Origin of the sequence: Pontibacter saemangeumensis, from assembly GCF_039541895.1 — a bacterium.
GTDB lineage: Bacteria > Bacteroidota > Bacteroidia > Cytophagales > Hymenobacteraceae > Pontibacter > Pontibacter saemangeumensis.
In genome coordinates, this window is the sequence record NZ_BAABHC010000010.1 from 58,324 (window position 1) to 74,230 (window position 15,907).

The following is a 15,907-nucleotide window of genomic DNA, read 5'->3' on the forward strand; positions in this document are numbered from 1 at the left end:
GGGGGCTCAGGTTGTAAGGAGGCTGATGTTGACTTTAAATACGAGCCTTATCCGGCTTTTCATGGCTGAGAACACACTGTCGGGCGGCATAACGCGCCGCCGTGCGCTAGGTTGAAGGATCAAAGGGAATATCTTGTTTAAATGGGGAATGGAGTGGGCGCCGCAATCCGTGCGGTGAAGGCTTGCCCGTGACACGTAGTGGCCCCTCCGGCAATACAAATTAAACAGGTGCAAGATGACGCTACCCGGCAGCAGCGTTGCTGCAGGCCAGGCTGGAGACAAAGAGCGGGCACCCGCTCTGGCCAGGCTTTGCCTTACCGCGCTTTCTCCTTTCTCCACTCCTCCACATAGACCCGCCGCAACACCATCTTCCGGTTAGGGTATGTTCTCAGGAACCATTTCCTGAACGCTACCAGCTCAACTGTTTTCATTTTTATACCACTCTCTATTTTGTTTCGAACCCCATGCCCTGTTGCGGCAAATCGTCGGCACCCAAAGGAAGGCGGTGGCACCGCACGGCCCACTCGGTCGCCGGGTCCTCCAGGCCTTTCCCCGAAGCGCGCCTGAGCATGCCTGCCATCCCTCTCATGAACAGCAGGCAGAAGAGTAGGATCGATCCTTCTGGCTTATTTGCTTCACTTGAATAAAAATATACTTATATATAAGTATTAAGTTTCATAATATGCGGCTATGTTTACAGTTTTTTTGGCCCGCCGCGGCTGGGACACACAGGAACCGCTGGCCGGAAATTCGTATTAGTGAAAGCGGGAACCAGCCTTCATGAACCACCACTGGCAATAGGCCCCAATTAGGCTGTGATTGGGAAAGGCATGCATAGAGCCAGCTTGATTTCTCTTGCGGAAAATTACACAGGAGCCATGCCTTGATTTGCAAGTAGGGGCGGCGTTACGGGATGGGGGAGGACAGGAATGCCTTTCCCGTTTCGGGATTTCCGTTTGCTAATTTGACATGGGGATACGAGTTTAGGGCCCTGTGCTGCTCCTTGCTCCGAAAGCTTGCCGGGCTGTAACGGCATTACGCTATATGGCTGAACAAACACGGTTTTGAATTTCCATGGAGACTCTTAGGTTTTATCGAATGATCATGGATTAGAGCGGGTCCTATAACTACCACCGATGCTACACATAAATGAAATCAGTGCGGCTTATGCCTATTCAGGTACGCCGCACCTGGTCCTGTCCTGTCAACCGGATTATACGTTAGTGGCCGTGAACGCCGCCTACTGCGACTGGTGCGGCGGGACGGAAGAGGATTTACTCCACCAGGGCATCTTTTCCGCCCAGGCAGCAATTGCCGATTTGACCGGCCTGCCTGAGGAAAGGTTAGTCCAGACGTTTCAACAGGTCGTAAGCTCCAGATCCCCGACCAAGCTAAAGGTGGAGCGCTTTCTTTTACCAGGCAGGAAAGCGCACTATGGCCAGCGGGGCGGTCTTTTGGAAATATACCCCATAGTCGACAATGACCAGACAGTTTACCTGGTGCTTGCGCTGGCGGTGCCGGGCGGAATGGATTTTCCGGACACCGCCTTGTCAGCCCGGCCCGCTCGCCCTGCGCCCACAGCTCACCAGTCGCTGGAGGTGATCTTTGACAGCTTGGCAAACGTTTTATTCGTGCTGGAGATCGAGGCCCCCGGTCTGTACAGGTTTTCGTTTGCCAACCGGGCGTTTCAGGTTACGACGGGCTTGCCCGTGGAGCGTGTGATAGGCAGCTATGTGCATGACATAATCCCGGAGCCTTCTTTGGCTTTGGTGAGGGAAAAATACCGGGAAGCCATCCAGACAAAGGAGCAGGTTTCCTGGCAAGAGGTTTCTGACTACCCGACCGGGCAGAAAACAGGGGAGGTCAGTGTGGTGCCCGTTCTCGATGACCAGGGCAACTGCCTGCGCCTGGTTGGCATGGTACACGACATAACTGAACACAAGGAGGCTGAAGCCAAGCAACACCGCCTTGCCCAGGACCTGTACCGGCACAACCGCGACCTGCGGCAGTTCACGTACATTGTGTCGCATAACCTCCGCGCCCCCGTGGCGAACCTGCTTGGATTGGTGAGGCATCTGCCTAAAGTAGAGCCTGGGACCGATCTTTTCCAGCAATATACAACCTACCTGACAACAAGCGTTGAAAAACTGGATGCCGTTTTAACAGACATAAACATGGTTTTATCCATTCGGGACCGACAGCGCCTCGCCGATCCGGAGCCTATCGCACTGGCGGACGTGTGCCGCCAGGCGGGGCAGGACCTGGCCACTGAGCTCGCGGCCTGCGGCGGCCGCCTGAGCGTTCAAATCGATCCCGGTTTTACGGTGCGGGCAAGCCAGGCCTATCTGTACAGCATCTTTCACAATCTGATAAGCAATGCCATCAAGTACCGGTCTTCTGAGCGTGCGCTGCAGATAAATGTCACCTCTTACAGAACAGCGGAGCTTGAAAAAGTAATGCAGTTTTCAGACAACGGGTCAGGGTTTGATATGAACAGGTTTGGGAATGATGTCTTTAAGCTGTACAAACGCTTTCACGGCAGTGGGGAGGGGCGCGGCATTGGCCTGTTCTTAGTGAAAACCCACGTGGAGGCAATCGGAGGCTATATAAAAGTGCAAAGTGAGCCAAGCGCCGGCACCACTTTCACCATTCATTTCAAAGCCGGTTTGTAATGAAGATATTCATAGTCGACGATGATCCGATAAGTATTTTCCTGACGCAGCGGTCTTTCGAGATGGAGGGGGTTGAGGCCAGCATTCATCCCTTTCTGTCGGCCGAGGAAGCCTTGGAGATGCTCGGCAAAGCCAGCCTGGAGGACTTGCCGGACATTATTTTCCTAGACCTCAACATGCCCGGTGTAGACGGGTGGGAGTTCTTGGAGGCTTTTGAGCAGCTGCCCGATGTGAGCGCACTTGAGAAATGCCGCACTTATATTTTAACCTCATCGCTCGACACCTCAGATATCGCCAAAGCCAACGAAAGCCCATTAGTGAAAGGATTTATTCATAAGCCGATCGGCCCAGAAGATATTCAGGTTATTTTACAAGCGCACTAATGGTCAACGCATTTAGGACGTGTTACGCTGTCTCTTCCTGAAGCGTTCCTGTGGCTCACCGCCTATGTGGCCGGCTTTCCAGGGCTGCAAACCTACATAACCGATTGCCTGCCGCCCCCATGACGCGAAATCACGGATGTGCCGCCCGTTAGGCTCAGCGGAAGGCGACCGCCTGGCACAAAAAGCGAGCCGGTACAAAGAACAGGCACCCCAACAGAGGGGCTGAGCGGCTTCGCTTGTTGCCGAAGAACCCCGGAACCGGGACAGCCTCAGGAAACGATCAGGAGCGTGAACAGCACGATGAGGGCGGGGAAGATATAGCGCTGGTAGATTTTAGCGACCTTACTCTCGGTGTCATGCTTCTTGCTTTTGACGAACTGGAGTATGGAGGTGCCTATCAGCGAGGTAATCATGATGTAGGTGAAGATAAAGATCTTGTCGGAGATGGTGGCATACTCCATCTCCGGCTTGTATGCCGAAAAGTACAGCGCAATGGAGGCCAGCAGCGAGGTGACCTGTATCGCCTCCAGCGTCTCGAACCTGAGCAGCGGGATGAAAACCGAGAAGTAAGTCACGACAAGGATCACAAGGAGGGGCACAAGCACCTTCAGGAAGAAGTCCGCCCGGGCTCTGGCAAGCACGAAGGTGTAGCTGAACTTGTAGTACGGCAGGGTGTGCCGCTCATCGGTGAAGGTGTTTACGAAACTGACGATGTCGTGGTCGTAGCCCACGTACTGGCCGCTGTAGTGCCAGCCTTTGATACCGAAAACGGAGTCGTTGAGGGCGGTGGTGGAGGGCTGCACCAGGAACGGCTGCGTGGCGCTGGCCGGCTGGAAATGTATGGAGAACTTTTGTTTGTCGAATGGGTAGCTCTTCAGGTCGGGCTCAAACAGGAACTTGCCGGAGACCTTGTACATGTAGCTGTAGAGCGGCGGCTCCCCGTCCGGCTCCTTTACCCGGACCGGCTTAATGTCCAAGAGGGGTTGGTGGCTTGTTTCGCTTCGGGCGGCGTTTGTGAAGTCTATTTGCTGCAGGGCCACTCTGCCGGTGGAGGTGAGTTCCAGGTAGAAGGTGGCGTAGAAGCTGCCCTCTATGTCGCTCACCCGGTTTATCTCCACCATGTCAAGGTGCGTAAAAAGCACGGGCACCTCCTGCAGCGTGTCATTCAGGCGCATGTACTGCTCCGGTGCCAGTATGTGGCGCGCCAGGGTGGGCGGCTTCCAGGCGAGCAGCACGTCCCCGGCGATGGCCCTGTCCTCCGTAAAATGCCAGTCATCGAACCACCCCCGGTAAATGCGGCCGCCGTCCCTGTACCTCTCCAGCCCCGTGTTGATCCGCTCCCGGATGCCCTCCCCGGCTGCGCCTTCCCCTGATCTGGCGGCCTCCGCCAGAATCCCGATGCTGTCGGCCAGGCGGGCGCCGAAGTTAAGCTGCACCTCAAGCGCCCCGCCGGGGCTCGCGCCGTCCATGAAAGATGGAATCTGCTCCTGCATCCGCAGGTTGAGCGTGCCGGGTATGCCCACCACATTCAAGTCGTACAGCTCACCGGCCAGCCCGCCTTCCGCCTGCGACACGACAAAGCCCAGGTCCCCGAGGGCTGTGAAAACGGGGATGCCGATGCCTGCCTGGCGTATCCGGCTCAACAAGGCCGAGGTGATGCCGCTCTCAAAGGACAGGAGCAGGAAGTCTGCTTCCTCCCTTGCCAGCAGGCTGCTGAGCGTGTCGTGTTCGGCGGCCGTGAAGGTGTGCGTTGCCGGGTACCATTTTTCCAGCACCACCCTGACGGAGGGGTCTTCCTTTTCCAGCTCACGCATGCGCTCCAGCAGGGCGATGGTGTACAGGTCCCCTGTTTTGCCGATGAAGGCGGGCCTTTTGTACTTTTTCAGCAGCAGATCGAACCTGGCGGCCACATCCTTGATCCCCAGCTCTGCTGTGAACATGGTAGGGTAGTCCTCGAATAGGGTCGTGAGGGCATAGCCGCCTATGAACGGCACCCTGGCGGGGCCGACTACCTCTGAGACGGCATCGGCCCTGGTCGAGCTCCAGCACCCCACATACCCGATCATGCGCTCGTCCTCTACGGTTTCCTCCACCACCTGCCTGGCCACCTGCGTGCTGCCCCTGTCATCCAGGTACTTGACCCTTAACTCCCTGCCTTCTATGCCTCCCTGCTCGTTTATCTGGTCTACCTTTCGTTTGATGACCAGCTGGACCACCTCCAGGTCCTCAGGGGTCAGCTCCAGGTTGTTGAGTATAACCCCGATGGTGTAGTAGCCCCTGAGCACGGCTTTGGAGCAGAGGTGGCTATAGATGATAAAGGCCACAAGAAGACCGCCGGCGATCAGAATCGCCGGCTGCCTGAAGTCTATTTCTTTGCGGTGCATGGGCGGGGGAACACAACATGGTTTAGCGGCTCCCTCAAGCCCGCATCCCAATTTGGGCCTCTGAAGCACGCTGACAAGCAAGCTCGCTATATATCAGTACGAGACCGTAGGTAAAAGAGGCACAGGCGAATGTTGGTCTTCTTCGCTCTTCCCATACCAAAAGAACAGAAAATAGCTATGGAAGGTTCTTTACACTATTTGGTATTAGACTTGTCCCATTTGGCTGGAGGCTTTTGATAGGCAGATGTAAGTGAAATGTTACATCTGCCTATTATAGAACGACGGGTAGTTGATGCCTCCTTCAAGCGGATGGCCCTTGGCCTCTCCTATGCCAGGGGTTCGGTAAAAGAGGTGGCAGACGCACTGGGCATTGACCCAGCCCGGTTGGGCAAGCGGCATGCGGTGATCGGCGAGAAGTCGATCGCGGACGCTGTCCTGGAGCGGGTCGTGCACGAGGCACACCGCATGGAACTGCAGGAAGAGTCAATGAGGAGGAAACGCAGGCCGGAACCGGAAGGCACCTGTCGGCAATGCCGTGTTAAATCACGCTTTTAACAACGCTTCTGCAGCAAACACCGCGGGGCTTCGCCAGCTGAACAGGCTGGTATCTCTTCACGTGGTTGCCTCCTGTGACACAGGCTAATGCACAGCGACGGGCGATGAGCAGGGCATGCGGGCAGCGCCTGCCGCCGATTTTGGGTTAGACAGCTTCGGGCCCTATCCGGTTCCTGTTCAGCATCCGGTTAGGGCCCGCCCTCTGAGCAGCAGCAGCAGCCATGTCAGGGCGGATAACGTATCTACAGTGATAGCTATCTTGAAGCATGCGACTCTACAGCGACGATTTGATTAAGCTTGATTGCACCAGGGGCACGGGGATTCTGTACGCTGCCTGGCAAGGGCAAAGGCCGTACGCCGCCGAGGAGGTCAGGAAGGCTTTCATCGCCGTTGTGGCCTGTGCCCGGGAGCGCCCTGTCACACGCCTCCTGCTCAACTTCGCCGACAACACGCAGGACCTGACCGAGGCCGCGTACAAGGGCATGCTGGGGCAGCTGGCCGTAGGGTTGCTGCCGACCTCGGTCCGCAGGATCGCCTGCGTCGGGACCGGCAGCGCCGTCCGGGAGCGGCGCATCGCCTCGGCCTACCGGGAAATAGCGGCAGCCCTTGAGGCGCCGCTGGAATTTCAGTTCTTTTCTAAAAGGATTGAGGCCCTGCGGTGGCTCACACAGGAGGGCCCGCCTTCTTAGAGAAGAAGGAATTGATGGCAACATATTTCAGGAAGGGTCACTGCGGGTTTCCTTTCCAAACCTTTAACACACGAGGTTTTATACGGCATCCTGGTTGAAGATTATTGGGCGCAAAACTTATGCTAATTACAAAAGGGCAAAGAGGTTGAGCGCACGTTGGTGATGGCAACAACCTAACCCGGAACGGAGCTTCTCTTTCGTCAGAGGCTTGGGAACGTAACTCCCTTTCGGGTTCACTCCCGCCCTGTCCATGTTTCTGAATAGCAGGCTGCTGCTGCTGAGCACCAGCCACGTACTGCCAAAGTCAAGGAGATCCTGCCTTTCCAACTCCCGCATGAAGGTCAGGCCGCCCATCAACGGCATATTGATGTCAGAGATGACAAGCTGCGGCAGCCGCCCTGCTTCGACGCCCTCCCGCAGCAAATCCAACGCCGCCGCTCTTCCCGGGGGCGGTTTGAATCTCCGCCCCCGGGAAGAGCTTTCCGAGCAGCCGCTCTGATAAGAACAGGCATGTCCCGTCGTCATCCACAAGCAGTACCCTTTTAATCTGCTTTATCACCTGCACAAAGTTATTCCGGTAGTGAAAGCCAGTGCGTCACGGGGGCTGGCCTATAGACGTGAAATACGCAATACCCCGTCCCTTGCTTCAAACCCTGCCCGATATCAGTAGTGGCACCGGCAGTTTCCGTATTCATCCATAGGGAAACACCTACTGATGCGGCCCCCGGGGAAAATAGAAACACGTAATATTGCCCGTGTCCTTTCTATACGACTATATCAGCAGGGTGGAAGTGCAGCGGCTAAATGCTTTCCAGGCCGCAGAGTGCCTGTTTTACCTGCACTGCCTGACGAAGAATGACCCCGGCCTCGCCCGGCAGTGCCGGCCGCTTGTCCTCCCCTATACCCACCCCATTGTCGCTGACGGAGAGCAGGGTATAGCCCTCTGACACTTCGGTCTTGATGCGTATCTTGGGTGCTCTGTCCGGTGCCTTGTACTTGATGGCATTGCTGAGCAGGTTGTAGACAATGCTCCTGCCGTTCTTGCGGGACAGGTTTATCTCGGGTACGTTTATCTCGGTCTTTATCTGTGCCCCTGTTCCATATATCTTGTCTTTGTGGGCAAGTTGGGCGTCTTCTATTATGTTCCCGAAGTTCACCCGCTCCGCCGCCTTGGCGAAGTCGGTGTCGGTGTCGCCCTCCCCGATGTCGGCAAGTTCCACGACAGTCTTGCGCAGGTTGCTCACCGAAAGGCTCAGCATGTCCATAAGGGGGGCTGTGTCTGCTTCCCCGGCGCATGCTCCCTTCAACACGTCTACCAGGCCCTCCATGTTGGAGAGGGGGCCTTGGATGTCGTGGGTGAGCGAGAAGATGATGTTCTCGTAGCGCTTGTTGAGCCTCTCATACTGCCTCAGCACCTCGATGCGGTCGTTGATGTCGATGAAGGTGATGATGACGCCATTGGTTTTGTTCTCTTTCCGGATGATGTAGGGCAGGATGTTCATCTGGTACCACCTTTTGTCGGTGGTCTGGATTTCCTTCTCTATATCCTTGCTGCTCTTAATCACCTCTTCGATGTTCTCGATGATGGTAGGGAAGCGGACGTTGCCGGCCACCTCGTCCATGTGCCTGCCTATGTCATCGGCCGAAAGCCTGAAGTGTCTCATGGCGGGCGGGGTGAACTTGCGAAGGATCATGTCGGCATCGACAAAAAGCTGCGGAATGATGGTGCTGCTGAAATAGTTCTCCAGCTCATCGTTCAGTTCTATCAGCTTTCTGTGTGCCCGTGACTTCTTGGGTGGTTGCTCCATGGTTAAAGATAAGAGGGGAGCGCCTAAGCACAAAGCGACAAGGTAAAATGCTTCTGCCAGTCGCCTCACCTGGAGAGCGAGCAAGAGTTAGTCCCACAGTTGGACTGAATACCTTGGAAAATGAAGAGGGATCAAATTAAAAGATTGCCCCTCCATACACTATATCCTCCATTTCTTACCGTATCTTAGAGGTAAATGAATTAATGTTGCAGCGACAATGTCATAGAAAGAACTCTAATACATTGGCTTGTGAAATCCTGATCCCTTTGCTCTTCCCCTCGCACTTGATTCTAATCACCTTCCCAGCAGCAAAGTCGTGCCTTGCCCCTGATCTGAGTATGCGCTTAACAAAGACAAATGAAATTATATATTAAGTACATGGTCAGTAACCGCTGCAAAGCATTGGTGCAGCAAGAGCTTATAAACCTAGGATTGCAGTCAGAGTATGTGGTGGTTGACCTGGGCATAGTGGAAATACAGAAAGACATTACCGACATTCAGCTTGAGCAGCTCAAACAAAACCTAAGCAAAGCTGGCCTTGAGTTACTCGATGACAGCAAAAGCAAGCTGATCGACAAGATAAAGACGCTGATCACTGACATGATCTATTCTTCTGAGGAACAGCCGAAGGTGAATTACTCCATTTATATTAGCGAGAAATTGGGCTACAACTACAACTACCTGGCTAACATCTTCTCCGAGGTAAAAGGCATCACCATTCAGCAGTTCATCATCATCCATAAAATTGAAAGAGTGAAAGAGCTGCTGTTTTATGATGAGCTCAGCCTTACGGAGATCGCCCATCGCCTGCATTACAGCAGCGTCGCCCATTTATCCAGCCAATTTAAAAAAGTGACCGGGCTTTCCCCTTCGTTTTACAGGCACCTGAAAGAGAAACGCGAGAGCGTGCTCGAAAACCTGTAAAATTTGAAACATACTAGAATAAGTATGTAAAGATCTTCCCTTGCATTCCCTCACCTTTGTACACCCCTGTGGTTTGAATATTTCATACTACAGGGGTGTATTCACTGTGTCTGACTGTCCCTCATGAAGCGTGTCGCTGTTTTAGGCGTGAACATCTGCCTGAACGCTTCATAAAGTTCATTTGCAAAGCCTGCCATGGTAACACCCGGCCTGTGGCTCCAGCGCCATGCCTCTACTTCCAAACCGCTTACCACTACCTATGAACCTGAAAAAACTAGAAACAGGAAACACATCTTTTGATCATATTTCTCACGGCGGCTTGCCTATTGGGCGCACAACCCTTGTGGCTGGTTCCTCCGGCAGCGCAAAAACACTGTTTGGCGCCCAGTTTCTGGCACTGGGCATTCAGCTGTTCGATCAGCCGGGCGTTTTTGTCACGTTTGAAGAACAGGTGGACGATATCCGGAAAAACCTGAAAAGCCTGAACTGGGACATTGACACCTGGGAAAAAGAAGGGAAATGGATATTCGTGGATGCCGCCCCGAAAGAAGAGAATATAATAGCTGTCGGGGATTTTGACCTGAGCGCTTTCCGCATCAGGCTGGAGAGGGCTGTAGAGAAATGCAAGGCGCAACGGGTCGTCATAGATTCGATAGGCAGCATTTTCACACAGTTCCATGAAGAGATGCATACCATCAGGCGAGAATTGATACAGGTGGCCCTGACTCTTTCCCGTTTGGGGGCAACGTCTGTCATCACAGCGGAACGCCTGGAGGAATACGGCAAGATTACCCGCTTCGGTGTGGAAGAATTCCTGACAGACAACGTGGTCATTCTTCGTAATGTGCTCTCTAATGAGAAGCGCAGAAGAACTATCGAGATTCTGAAATTCAGGGGAAGCGATCACGAAAAGGGCGAAAACCCGTTTACCATCAACCCTGAGAAGGCCATTGTCATTATCCCGCTCTCGGCCATGAACCTGAAGCATGGCTCCTCTAACGAGCGCGTAACTTCTGGCATACCGGCCCTGGACGATATGATAAACGGCGGTTTTTACAAAGGCTCTATCAATCTGATATCCGGGGCGATCGGAGCTGGTAAGACCTTACTGGTGGCCAACTTTGTAAATGGCATCCGGAAGAAAAAGGAGCGCTGCCTGCTCATGGCATTTGAAGAGAGCAGCGAGCAGCTCTACCGTAACGCAGCCGGGTGGGGCATCGATTTTAAGCAACTGGAAGGCGAAGGGCTTCTGAAAGTGATCTGCGTTTACCCGGAGATCTCCTCGCTGGAGGATCACTTCATCAACATCCAGGAAGTTGTGAAGAACTTTAAACCCAACAGGATCGCGATCGACAGTTTATCCGCTTTGTCGCGCGCCTCTTCCGACAAAGGTTTCCGGGAGTTTATCATTGCCTTCACCTCTTACCTGAAGCACCAGGAAATTACCGGCATGTTTACGTCCAATACGCCTTTGCTGGCAGGCGGCACATCAGATACGGAAGGCAACATCTCCCCCATAACCGATTCTATTATCCTGCTGCGCTACGTAGAGATGGCTGGAGAGATGCAACGCAGCATAGCGGTGCTTAAGATGCGTGGCTCCAGGCACGATTCTTCTATCCGTAAGTTCTCCATCACGGATGAAGGGGCTAAGATAGGAAAGCACTTCGAAGGCATCAGCGGCATTCTGACGGGTAATCCGATGCTTATAAAGCTCGAATAGAGATTCATCGCAGATCACTTTCTTTGCCGGCGTTTACCGGCGATTTTAGCCAAAAAATTAAAAATGGGCATGCATGTATTTCAGCTCTTCATTAACGGACACAGCCTTAATTCAATTGAGGCCGTGGATACTCTTCTTAAGATCTGCAAGGAAAACTTAAACGGGAATTATCGACTCGAAATAATTGACATTCAGAAAGACCCGGATAAGGCCGAGGAAATGGGAATTATAGCGATCCCGACCCTAATCAGAATGGAACCTACGCCAATCAACCGTATCATAGGGGCGTTGAATGTAAGAAGCCGTGTATTGGCTGGCCTGGGCATATCCAGCATGCACTAGTTGCGTCACCGCCTATTTATCATTCTCAAGCAAAGGCTGTTCCCCTAGGGACGGCCTTTGCTTTTAATGCCTTTCGGCTTCTGTTTGAAATTATGGAAAACCATGCTGAACATGTCATGTATGCAACACAGCGTATGTACTATGCAGCACTTCTCTGACGATGTTCTTTCCTGAGATAACCTATTCCGGAGAAGGGCTGAATTTTGAGATAGGCTTCTAACGGGATTTATATCATTTATCATGAGGTGTCATGGTTTTAATCAAGGGCAGCAGGCAAAAACCAGGTGGCATCCAAACCATTTTCCAAGGCCACTCAGAGAAAAGTGTCGTATATTGCCGGCAAAGGGTAAGGCGAGATGATAATTTTCAAGAACGGCTTCATCAGGCTGGACTATGACCCGGCCTCCGACATCCTCTCCTTCGCCATGCCTTCGGTCAACGACGTGGTCATGCCGGAGATGAGGCGCTGCCTGGTCACCGTCGTGGAGCACGTGCGGAACTACGACGTGAAAAGGGTGCTGCTGGACGCAAGGGAGACAGCCATCGGGGTGGGGCAGGAAATCTATGTCCCTGTCATTGCCGAGTTCTACGGCAGTTTGGCCACAACCCGCCTGCAGAAAGTAGCGCGCCTTGTCACGCCCGGCTCGCAAAGGGAGCGGATCATCCACGGCATTTTCGAGGGCATCCATTTTCCGATGGAGGTTCGACCCTTCGCGGAGGCGGCCCCCGCGGTGGAGTGGCTGCAAGCTAAACCCTAGCCCGGCTTCACCGGAACCTCTTTACCTAAACTATTCGCCTGTACCTATTGTCACCTTCCCATGGAGAAAAGCACAGTTAGTGAGGACACGATGCACGGCTCGATGTTCGTGTTGCTCAAACGGTTCATAGAAGGCGGGCACGGCTACAGCACCTGGGTAAACCTGCTACAGGAGGCAGGAATAAAGCACGCGCCCTACCAGATGGACGGGAGGTACCCCACCGGGGAGATGGCCGCCATTGTGGGGGCGGCCTCCAGGCTGACCGGGACGCCGCCCCACAAGCTGATGGAGCAGTACGGGGAGGCCCTGGTGCCGGACCTGCTGCTGGTCTACCGCAAGTATATCCAGCCCGAGTGGCGCACCTATGACATGCTGCTGCACACGGAAGGGGCTATGCACGCGGCCGTGAAGCGGGAGGACAGCCGGGCCAACCCGCCGATGCTGCTGGTGACAAAGAAGGGCGCCAGGCAGCTGATCGTCGACTACCACTCCCGGCGCCGGATGGCGGGCGTGGCCGTGGGCATCATCAAGGGCATCGCCGCCTACTTCCATGAGGGCGACCTGGTGGAGGTCACGCTCCTTACGCCAGTTGACGGGGAGCGGGTGCAGGTAAGGGTGGACTTCCTGCCGTGACACGCCGTGGGGCGGCAGGATAATATATTGTATGTCTTGTCCCTTAAAACGGCAAGTATTTGAGATGTAGAGCCCGCACTTGAGTGCGGGAGCCGCCGGGCTGAAAAGTATTGCTGGATTGTTGCTCCGCTGTTGCTGATTCGTGCCTCGTCCTGAAACAAGTTGACCGTCTTGAATGAAACCCGTCTGTTCACCGCGATGAAATCCTGTAGAGTTGCAGCAGGCCACTGACACCTTTCAAATTGGATTGGAAGGACAGAACCGATGTTGGTTTTAAAAGTTCAGCTCTCCCATCGTGCGCATGAACGTTATGACTGATACAGATCTCGTTTGCCTCTGCCAACTGCTGTATGCGCGCTGCAATGTTAACTGTTTAGCCAAAATAAACCAGTCGGTCATTCACTGTAACGGCAATACAATGCCCGGTATGCAAGCCGATTTTCAAAATCAGTTCTTCAGTGTGCCCCCGGTTGAATTCGCCTATCGCCCCAAACATCACCAAGGCCGCCCGCATCACCGATCATTTTCACAACAGCACCCGAATAATTGACAGTTAAGTAGCAAAGGAGCAGGACTGCAAATTTTTAAAAGAACGAACAGGCGTCTTCCAAGCCTGCTGCTCCGGCACGAGGAGTTTTGCTGCCTTGCTTCGTCCCAAAAAGGGGGAATTTTTGATATAAATTTCTAATGGAGTTCATATCACCTATCACAACAGATGTTATGTGGAGGAGCGGTGCTTTGGTAGTGACCATTCCACAGCTACGATTCTCATGCATCTTCAAAGAAGTTTTCATGAGCGGCTGTAAAACTCAAATTGCTCACCCACAGCATTCTTACAACCATAAATTCGCCTATGCTAACATGATGGCTCCTATCTCTTGTGCTTTCGATCGGGTAGAAGTAACACAGATGAACAACGCTCCAAAAACAGAACAACAGATTTTAATATTTGCACATTTTTAATCAAAAAAAGCTGCCTGATATAAACCAGGCAGCTTTTAAGAAATAAACGGAGTCTTATTTTCCGGGAATAATGTCAATTAAAACGGTTCGGTTATAAAAGCGCTCTTCCGGAAATGTGTTATTGAAAGGAGCCAGTTCCTGTTCCTCGCCAAATCCCTGCACTTCAAAGGTTACATCCTTTCTGCCTGCTTTAGCCAGGCTGCTTTCGATGATTCTCTTCACATCACTAGCCCGCGCTAAAGAAAGATTCCTGTTGCTCGTACCATCCCCAATGATGTCTGTATGGCCATGGATGATAACCTTGCCACCTTGTGGTATTTTAGGGGTCACGATCTCAGTCAGGTATTTCTCATAGGTGCTGATAGCCTTGGAATCGTTGAACTCATAGAGCACACTGTAACGCTGGCCTTCTTCGTCTTTTGCCGGGGTCCAGAGCACCATGTCTACAGTAGCCACTTTCTTCTCAACAGTGCCATCTTCTTTCGTGCCCAGCATGGTGACCAGGTATGTGCCTTTCGGGCGGTCACCTAAAATGGATGTGCCGGGCATTCTTACACTGTCCTGCATGAAGGGGCCAAAGTACTTAACGGTGCCTTTGTCATCTGTTATCTCCATAGACCAGGAAGTGTATGCCTTATCAGAGCCAGCTACAGTAAATGTAATATAACTGTCAAGCGGGGCTTCCTGTATGGCTATAATCTCCACTGGTTTTAGTGCAGCTTCCGGGCCACTCTGGAACTCCATCAGCAGAGCCTGTGAATTACTTTCTATTGACACACGACGGTCGCCCTCACGAAGCAGTTCCAGTTCTTTTGTGCCACCCGGTTGTTCCGATGGCAGTTTAGGTTTGTTGCGTCCTTCAACAGTGATGCGTGAAGCCTCGATACCAAACGTGTTCACCAAATAGCTTTTCACAGTTTCAGCCATTACTTTGCCTTCCTGAGGGCCATTCTCAGACGAGCCAACCAACGTTATAGTGGCTGATGAATCCCTGCCCAAACGGTCACCCAGAATATTTAGCACATTGTAATAAACTGTCATTTCGCGATCTGAGCGTCCAGCCAGTGTTTTAGGCGTGAACACTTCCAGCTGATCTTCTTTAAAGTCATTAACCTGGCTTTTCTCCAAAAGTACATAACGGCCTGGGATGGCAGTAGAGCCCAGATTGAAGAACACATAGTTACGAAGCGGGAAGGTTTCTCTTACCCTACGGTCTTTCGCGATGTTGGTGGGCGAGTTAACCGAGAACTGCACATCGCTTGCAGCTACTGGTGTGTTTGGCTTTCCTCTTCCGAATTTAAGGGCGGCACCTACCCGTAAGGTATTAACCGTCATGGTTTCGAGGCTGCGTGGCGACTGGCCAAAGTAGGGTTGGTACGTTACGAAAGGAGAAAGTACCAACTGGTTGCGGTTATCCTGTGAGTTGAGCGGAATGTCGTAGCCCGCGCCAACCTGCATCGAAAGAAGCGTTTGTTTGACATTGCTCAGGTCACCATTCACCACAGGGTTCTTTTCCTGATCCGGGTAAGCCGGGTTAACGCCCAGTTCGTACCTGAACTCCTTTTTCACATTAAAAGCCAGTCGCGGGCCACCCGTCAAATAGAAACCTGATGCTTTGAAAGGGGCGAAGCGCAGGCTCGGCTCCACGGTGATGTAGCTAAGCTTCGTGCTCAGGTCTACAGGGCAATCACACGGCGTTATTTGCTGATCAAAGGTGCCTCTGCGGCTGTCGTAGCCTGTTTGCAGCATAAGCCCCCATCTTGACTCCGGACGGCGGTATTCAATAAGCGGTGCCGCGAAAAGACCGATGCCGTTGCCTTCATGAAACGCTACCGGCGGCGTTAGCTGAGCGTTCAGCTGCTGAGTTGAACCGTTGTAGAAGTTGAAGTTTGCACCGGCGGCTGCGCCAAACCACCACGATGGTTTCGTGAACGGAGCATCCTGAGCCTGTGTTTGTGCCTGTATTCCGGTGACAAGTAAGGTACTTAGCGCTAGGCTTGTGAGCGTAAGCTTAGAGCCGGACCACGCTTGGCGCGATCCGGTAATTTTATTTTTGAGGATCATTGTCGTGTT

The 15,907-nt window shown here is 53.1% G+C and carries 15 protein-coding genes; 10 read left to right on the top strand and 5 right to left on the bottom strand.

From position 1 onward, the window contains the following. Window positions 1-445: 445 nt before the first annotated feature. Entirely contained in the window at window positions 446-589 is a 144-nt protein-coding gene (locus ABD920_RS09660; RefSeq protein WP_345158619.1) for a hypothetical protein, read from the bottom strand. A 547-nt stretch (window positions 590-1,136) separates the two neighbouring features. Between ABD920_RS09660 and ABD920_RS09665 the strand changes: the two genes are divergently transcribed. Beyond that, window positions 1,137-2,672, top strand: coding sequence for a sensor histidine kinase (locus ABD920_RS09665; protein ID WP_345158621.1), 1,536 nt, complete (start codon window positions 1,137-1,139; stop codon window positions 2,670-2,672). Beyond that, complete coding sequence (locus ABD920_RS09670) at window positions 2,672-3,055, top strand: response regulator (RefSeq protein WP_345158623.1); 384 nt, start codon at window positions 2,672-2,674, stop codon at window positions 3,053-3,055. The genes ABD920_RS09665 and ABD920_RS09670 overlap by 1 nt, the downstream gene beginning before the upstream one ends. A gap of 269 nt (window positions 3,056-3,324) precedes the next feature. Here the strand turns inward: ABD920_RS09670 and ABD920_RS09675 are convergent, their stop codons facing one another. Further along, on the bottom strand, window positions 3,325-5,439 hold the full coding sequence (locus ABD920_RS09675; protein WP_345158624.1) for an ABC transporter substrate-binding protein: 2,115 nt from the start codon (window positions 5,437-5,439) through the stop codon (window positions 3,325-3,327). A gap of 255 nt (window positions 5,440-5,694) precedes the next feature. On the opposite strand from ABD920_RS09675, the gene ABD920_RS09680 reads away from it, so the two are divergent. From ABD920_RS09680 to ABD920_RS09690, 3 genes are all read left to right on the top strand, one after another. Beyond that, window positions 5,695-5,994, top strand: a complete 300-nt coding sequence (locus ABD920_RS09680) for an ATP-binding protein (RefSeq protein ID WP_345158625.1) — start codon at window positions 5,695-5,697, stop codon at window positions 5,992-5,994. Between the two features lie 266 nt (window positions 5,995-6,260). Continuing rightward, window positions 6,261-6,683, top strand: coding sequence for a hypothetical protein (locus ABD920_RS09685; protein WP_345158626.1), 423 nt, complete (start codon window positions 6,261-6,263; stop codon window positions 6,681-6,683). Between the two features lie 250 nt (window positions 6,684-6,933). Then, window positions 6,934-7,182: a hypothetical protein gene (locus tag ABD920_RS09690; RefSeq protein ID WP_345158627.1), complete on the top strand. Its 249-nt coding sequence runs from the start codon at window positions 6,934-6,936 to the stop codon at window positions 7,180-7,182. A gap of 301 nt (window positions 7,183-7,483) precedes the next feature. Here ABD920_RS09690 and ABD920_RS09695 read toward each other — a convergent pair whose 3' ends face one another. Continuing rightward, window positions 7,484-8,491: a PAS domain-containing protein gene (locus ABD920_RS09695; RefSeq protein ID WP_345158629.1), complete on the bottom strand. Its 1,008-nt coding sequence runs from the start codon at window positions 8,489-8,491 to the stop codon at window positions 7,484-7,486. A gap of 357 nt (window positions 8,492-8,848) precedes the next feature. On the opposite strand from ABD920_RS09695, the gene ABD920_RS09700 reads away from it, so the two are divergent. The 5 genes from ABD920_RS09700 (at window position 8,849) to ABD920_RS09715 (ending at window position 12,871) form a co-directional block, all read left to right on the top strand. Further along, complete coding sequence (locus ABD920_RS09700) at window positions 8,849-9,415, top strand: helix-turn-helix domain-containing protein (RefSeq protein WP_345158630.1); 567 nt, start codon at window positions 8,849-8,851, stop codon at window positions 9,413-9,415. Window positions 9,416-9,674: 259 nt separating this feature from the next. Continuing rightward, a complete protein-coding gene (gene kaiC, locus ABD920_RS09705; protein ID WP_345158632.1) occupies window positions 9,675-11,138 on the top strand; it encodes a circadian clock protein KaiC in 1,464 nt (487 codons plus the stop codon). Between the two features lie 69 nt (window positions 11,139-11,207). After that, entirely contained in the window at window positions 11,208-11,480 is a 273-nt protein-coding gene (locus ABD920_RS24955) for a circadian clock KaiB family protein (RefSeq protein ID WP_425568600.1), read from the top strand. A 356-nt stretch (window positions 11,481-11,836) separates the two neighbouring features. Further along, complete coding sequence (locus ABD920_RS09710) at window positions 11,837-12,238, top strand: hypothetical protein (protein ID WP_345158634.1); 402 nt, start codon at window positions 11,837-11,839, stop codon at window positions 12,236-12,238. A 60-nt stretch (window positions 12,239-12,298) separates the two neighbouring features. After that, window positions 12,299-12,871 (top strand): heme NO-binding domain-containing protein, encoded by a 573-nt coding sequence (locus ABD920_RS09715; RefSeq protein WP_345158636.1) that lies wholly within the window; start codon window positions 12,299-12,301, stop codon window positions 12,869-12,871. A gap of 373 nt (window positions 12,872-13,244) precedes the next feature. Here the strand turns inward: ABD920_RS09715 and ABD920_RS24960 are convergent, their stop codons facing one another. Together ABD920_RS24960 and ABD920_RS09720 are read right to left on the bottom strand one after the other, a co-directional pair. Continuing rightward, a complete protein-coding gene (locus tag ABD920_RS24960; protein ID WP_425568595.1) occupies window positions 13,245-13,385 on the bottom strand; it encodes a hypothetical protein in 141 nt (46 codons plus the stop codon). A gap of 503 nt (window positions 13,386-13,888) precedes the next feature. Next, window positions 13,889-15,898 (bottom strand): outer membrane beta-barrel protein, encoded by a 2,010-nt coding sequence (locus ABD920_RS09720; RefSeq protein ID WP_345158637.1) that lies wholly within the window; start codon window positions 15,896-15,898, stop codon window positions 13,889-13,891. Window positions 15,899-15,907 lie beyond the last annotated feature (9 nt).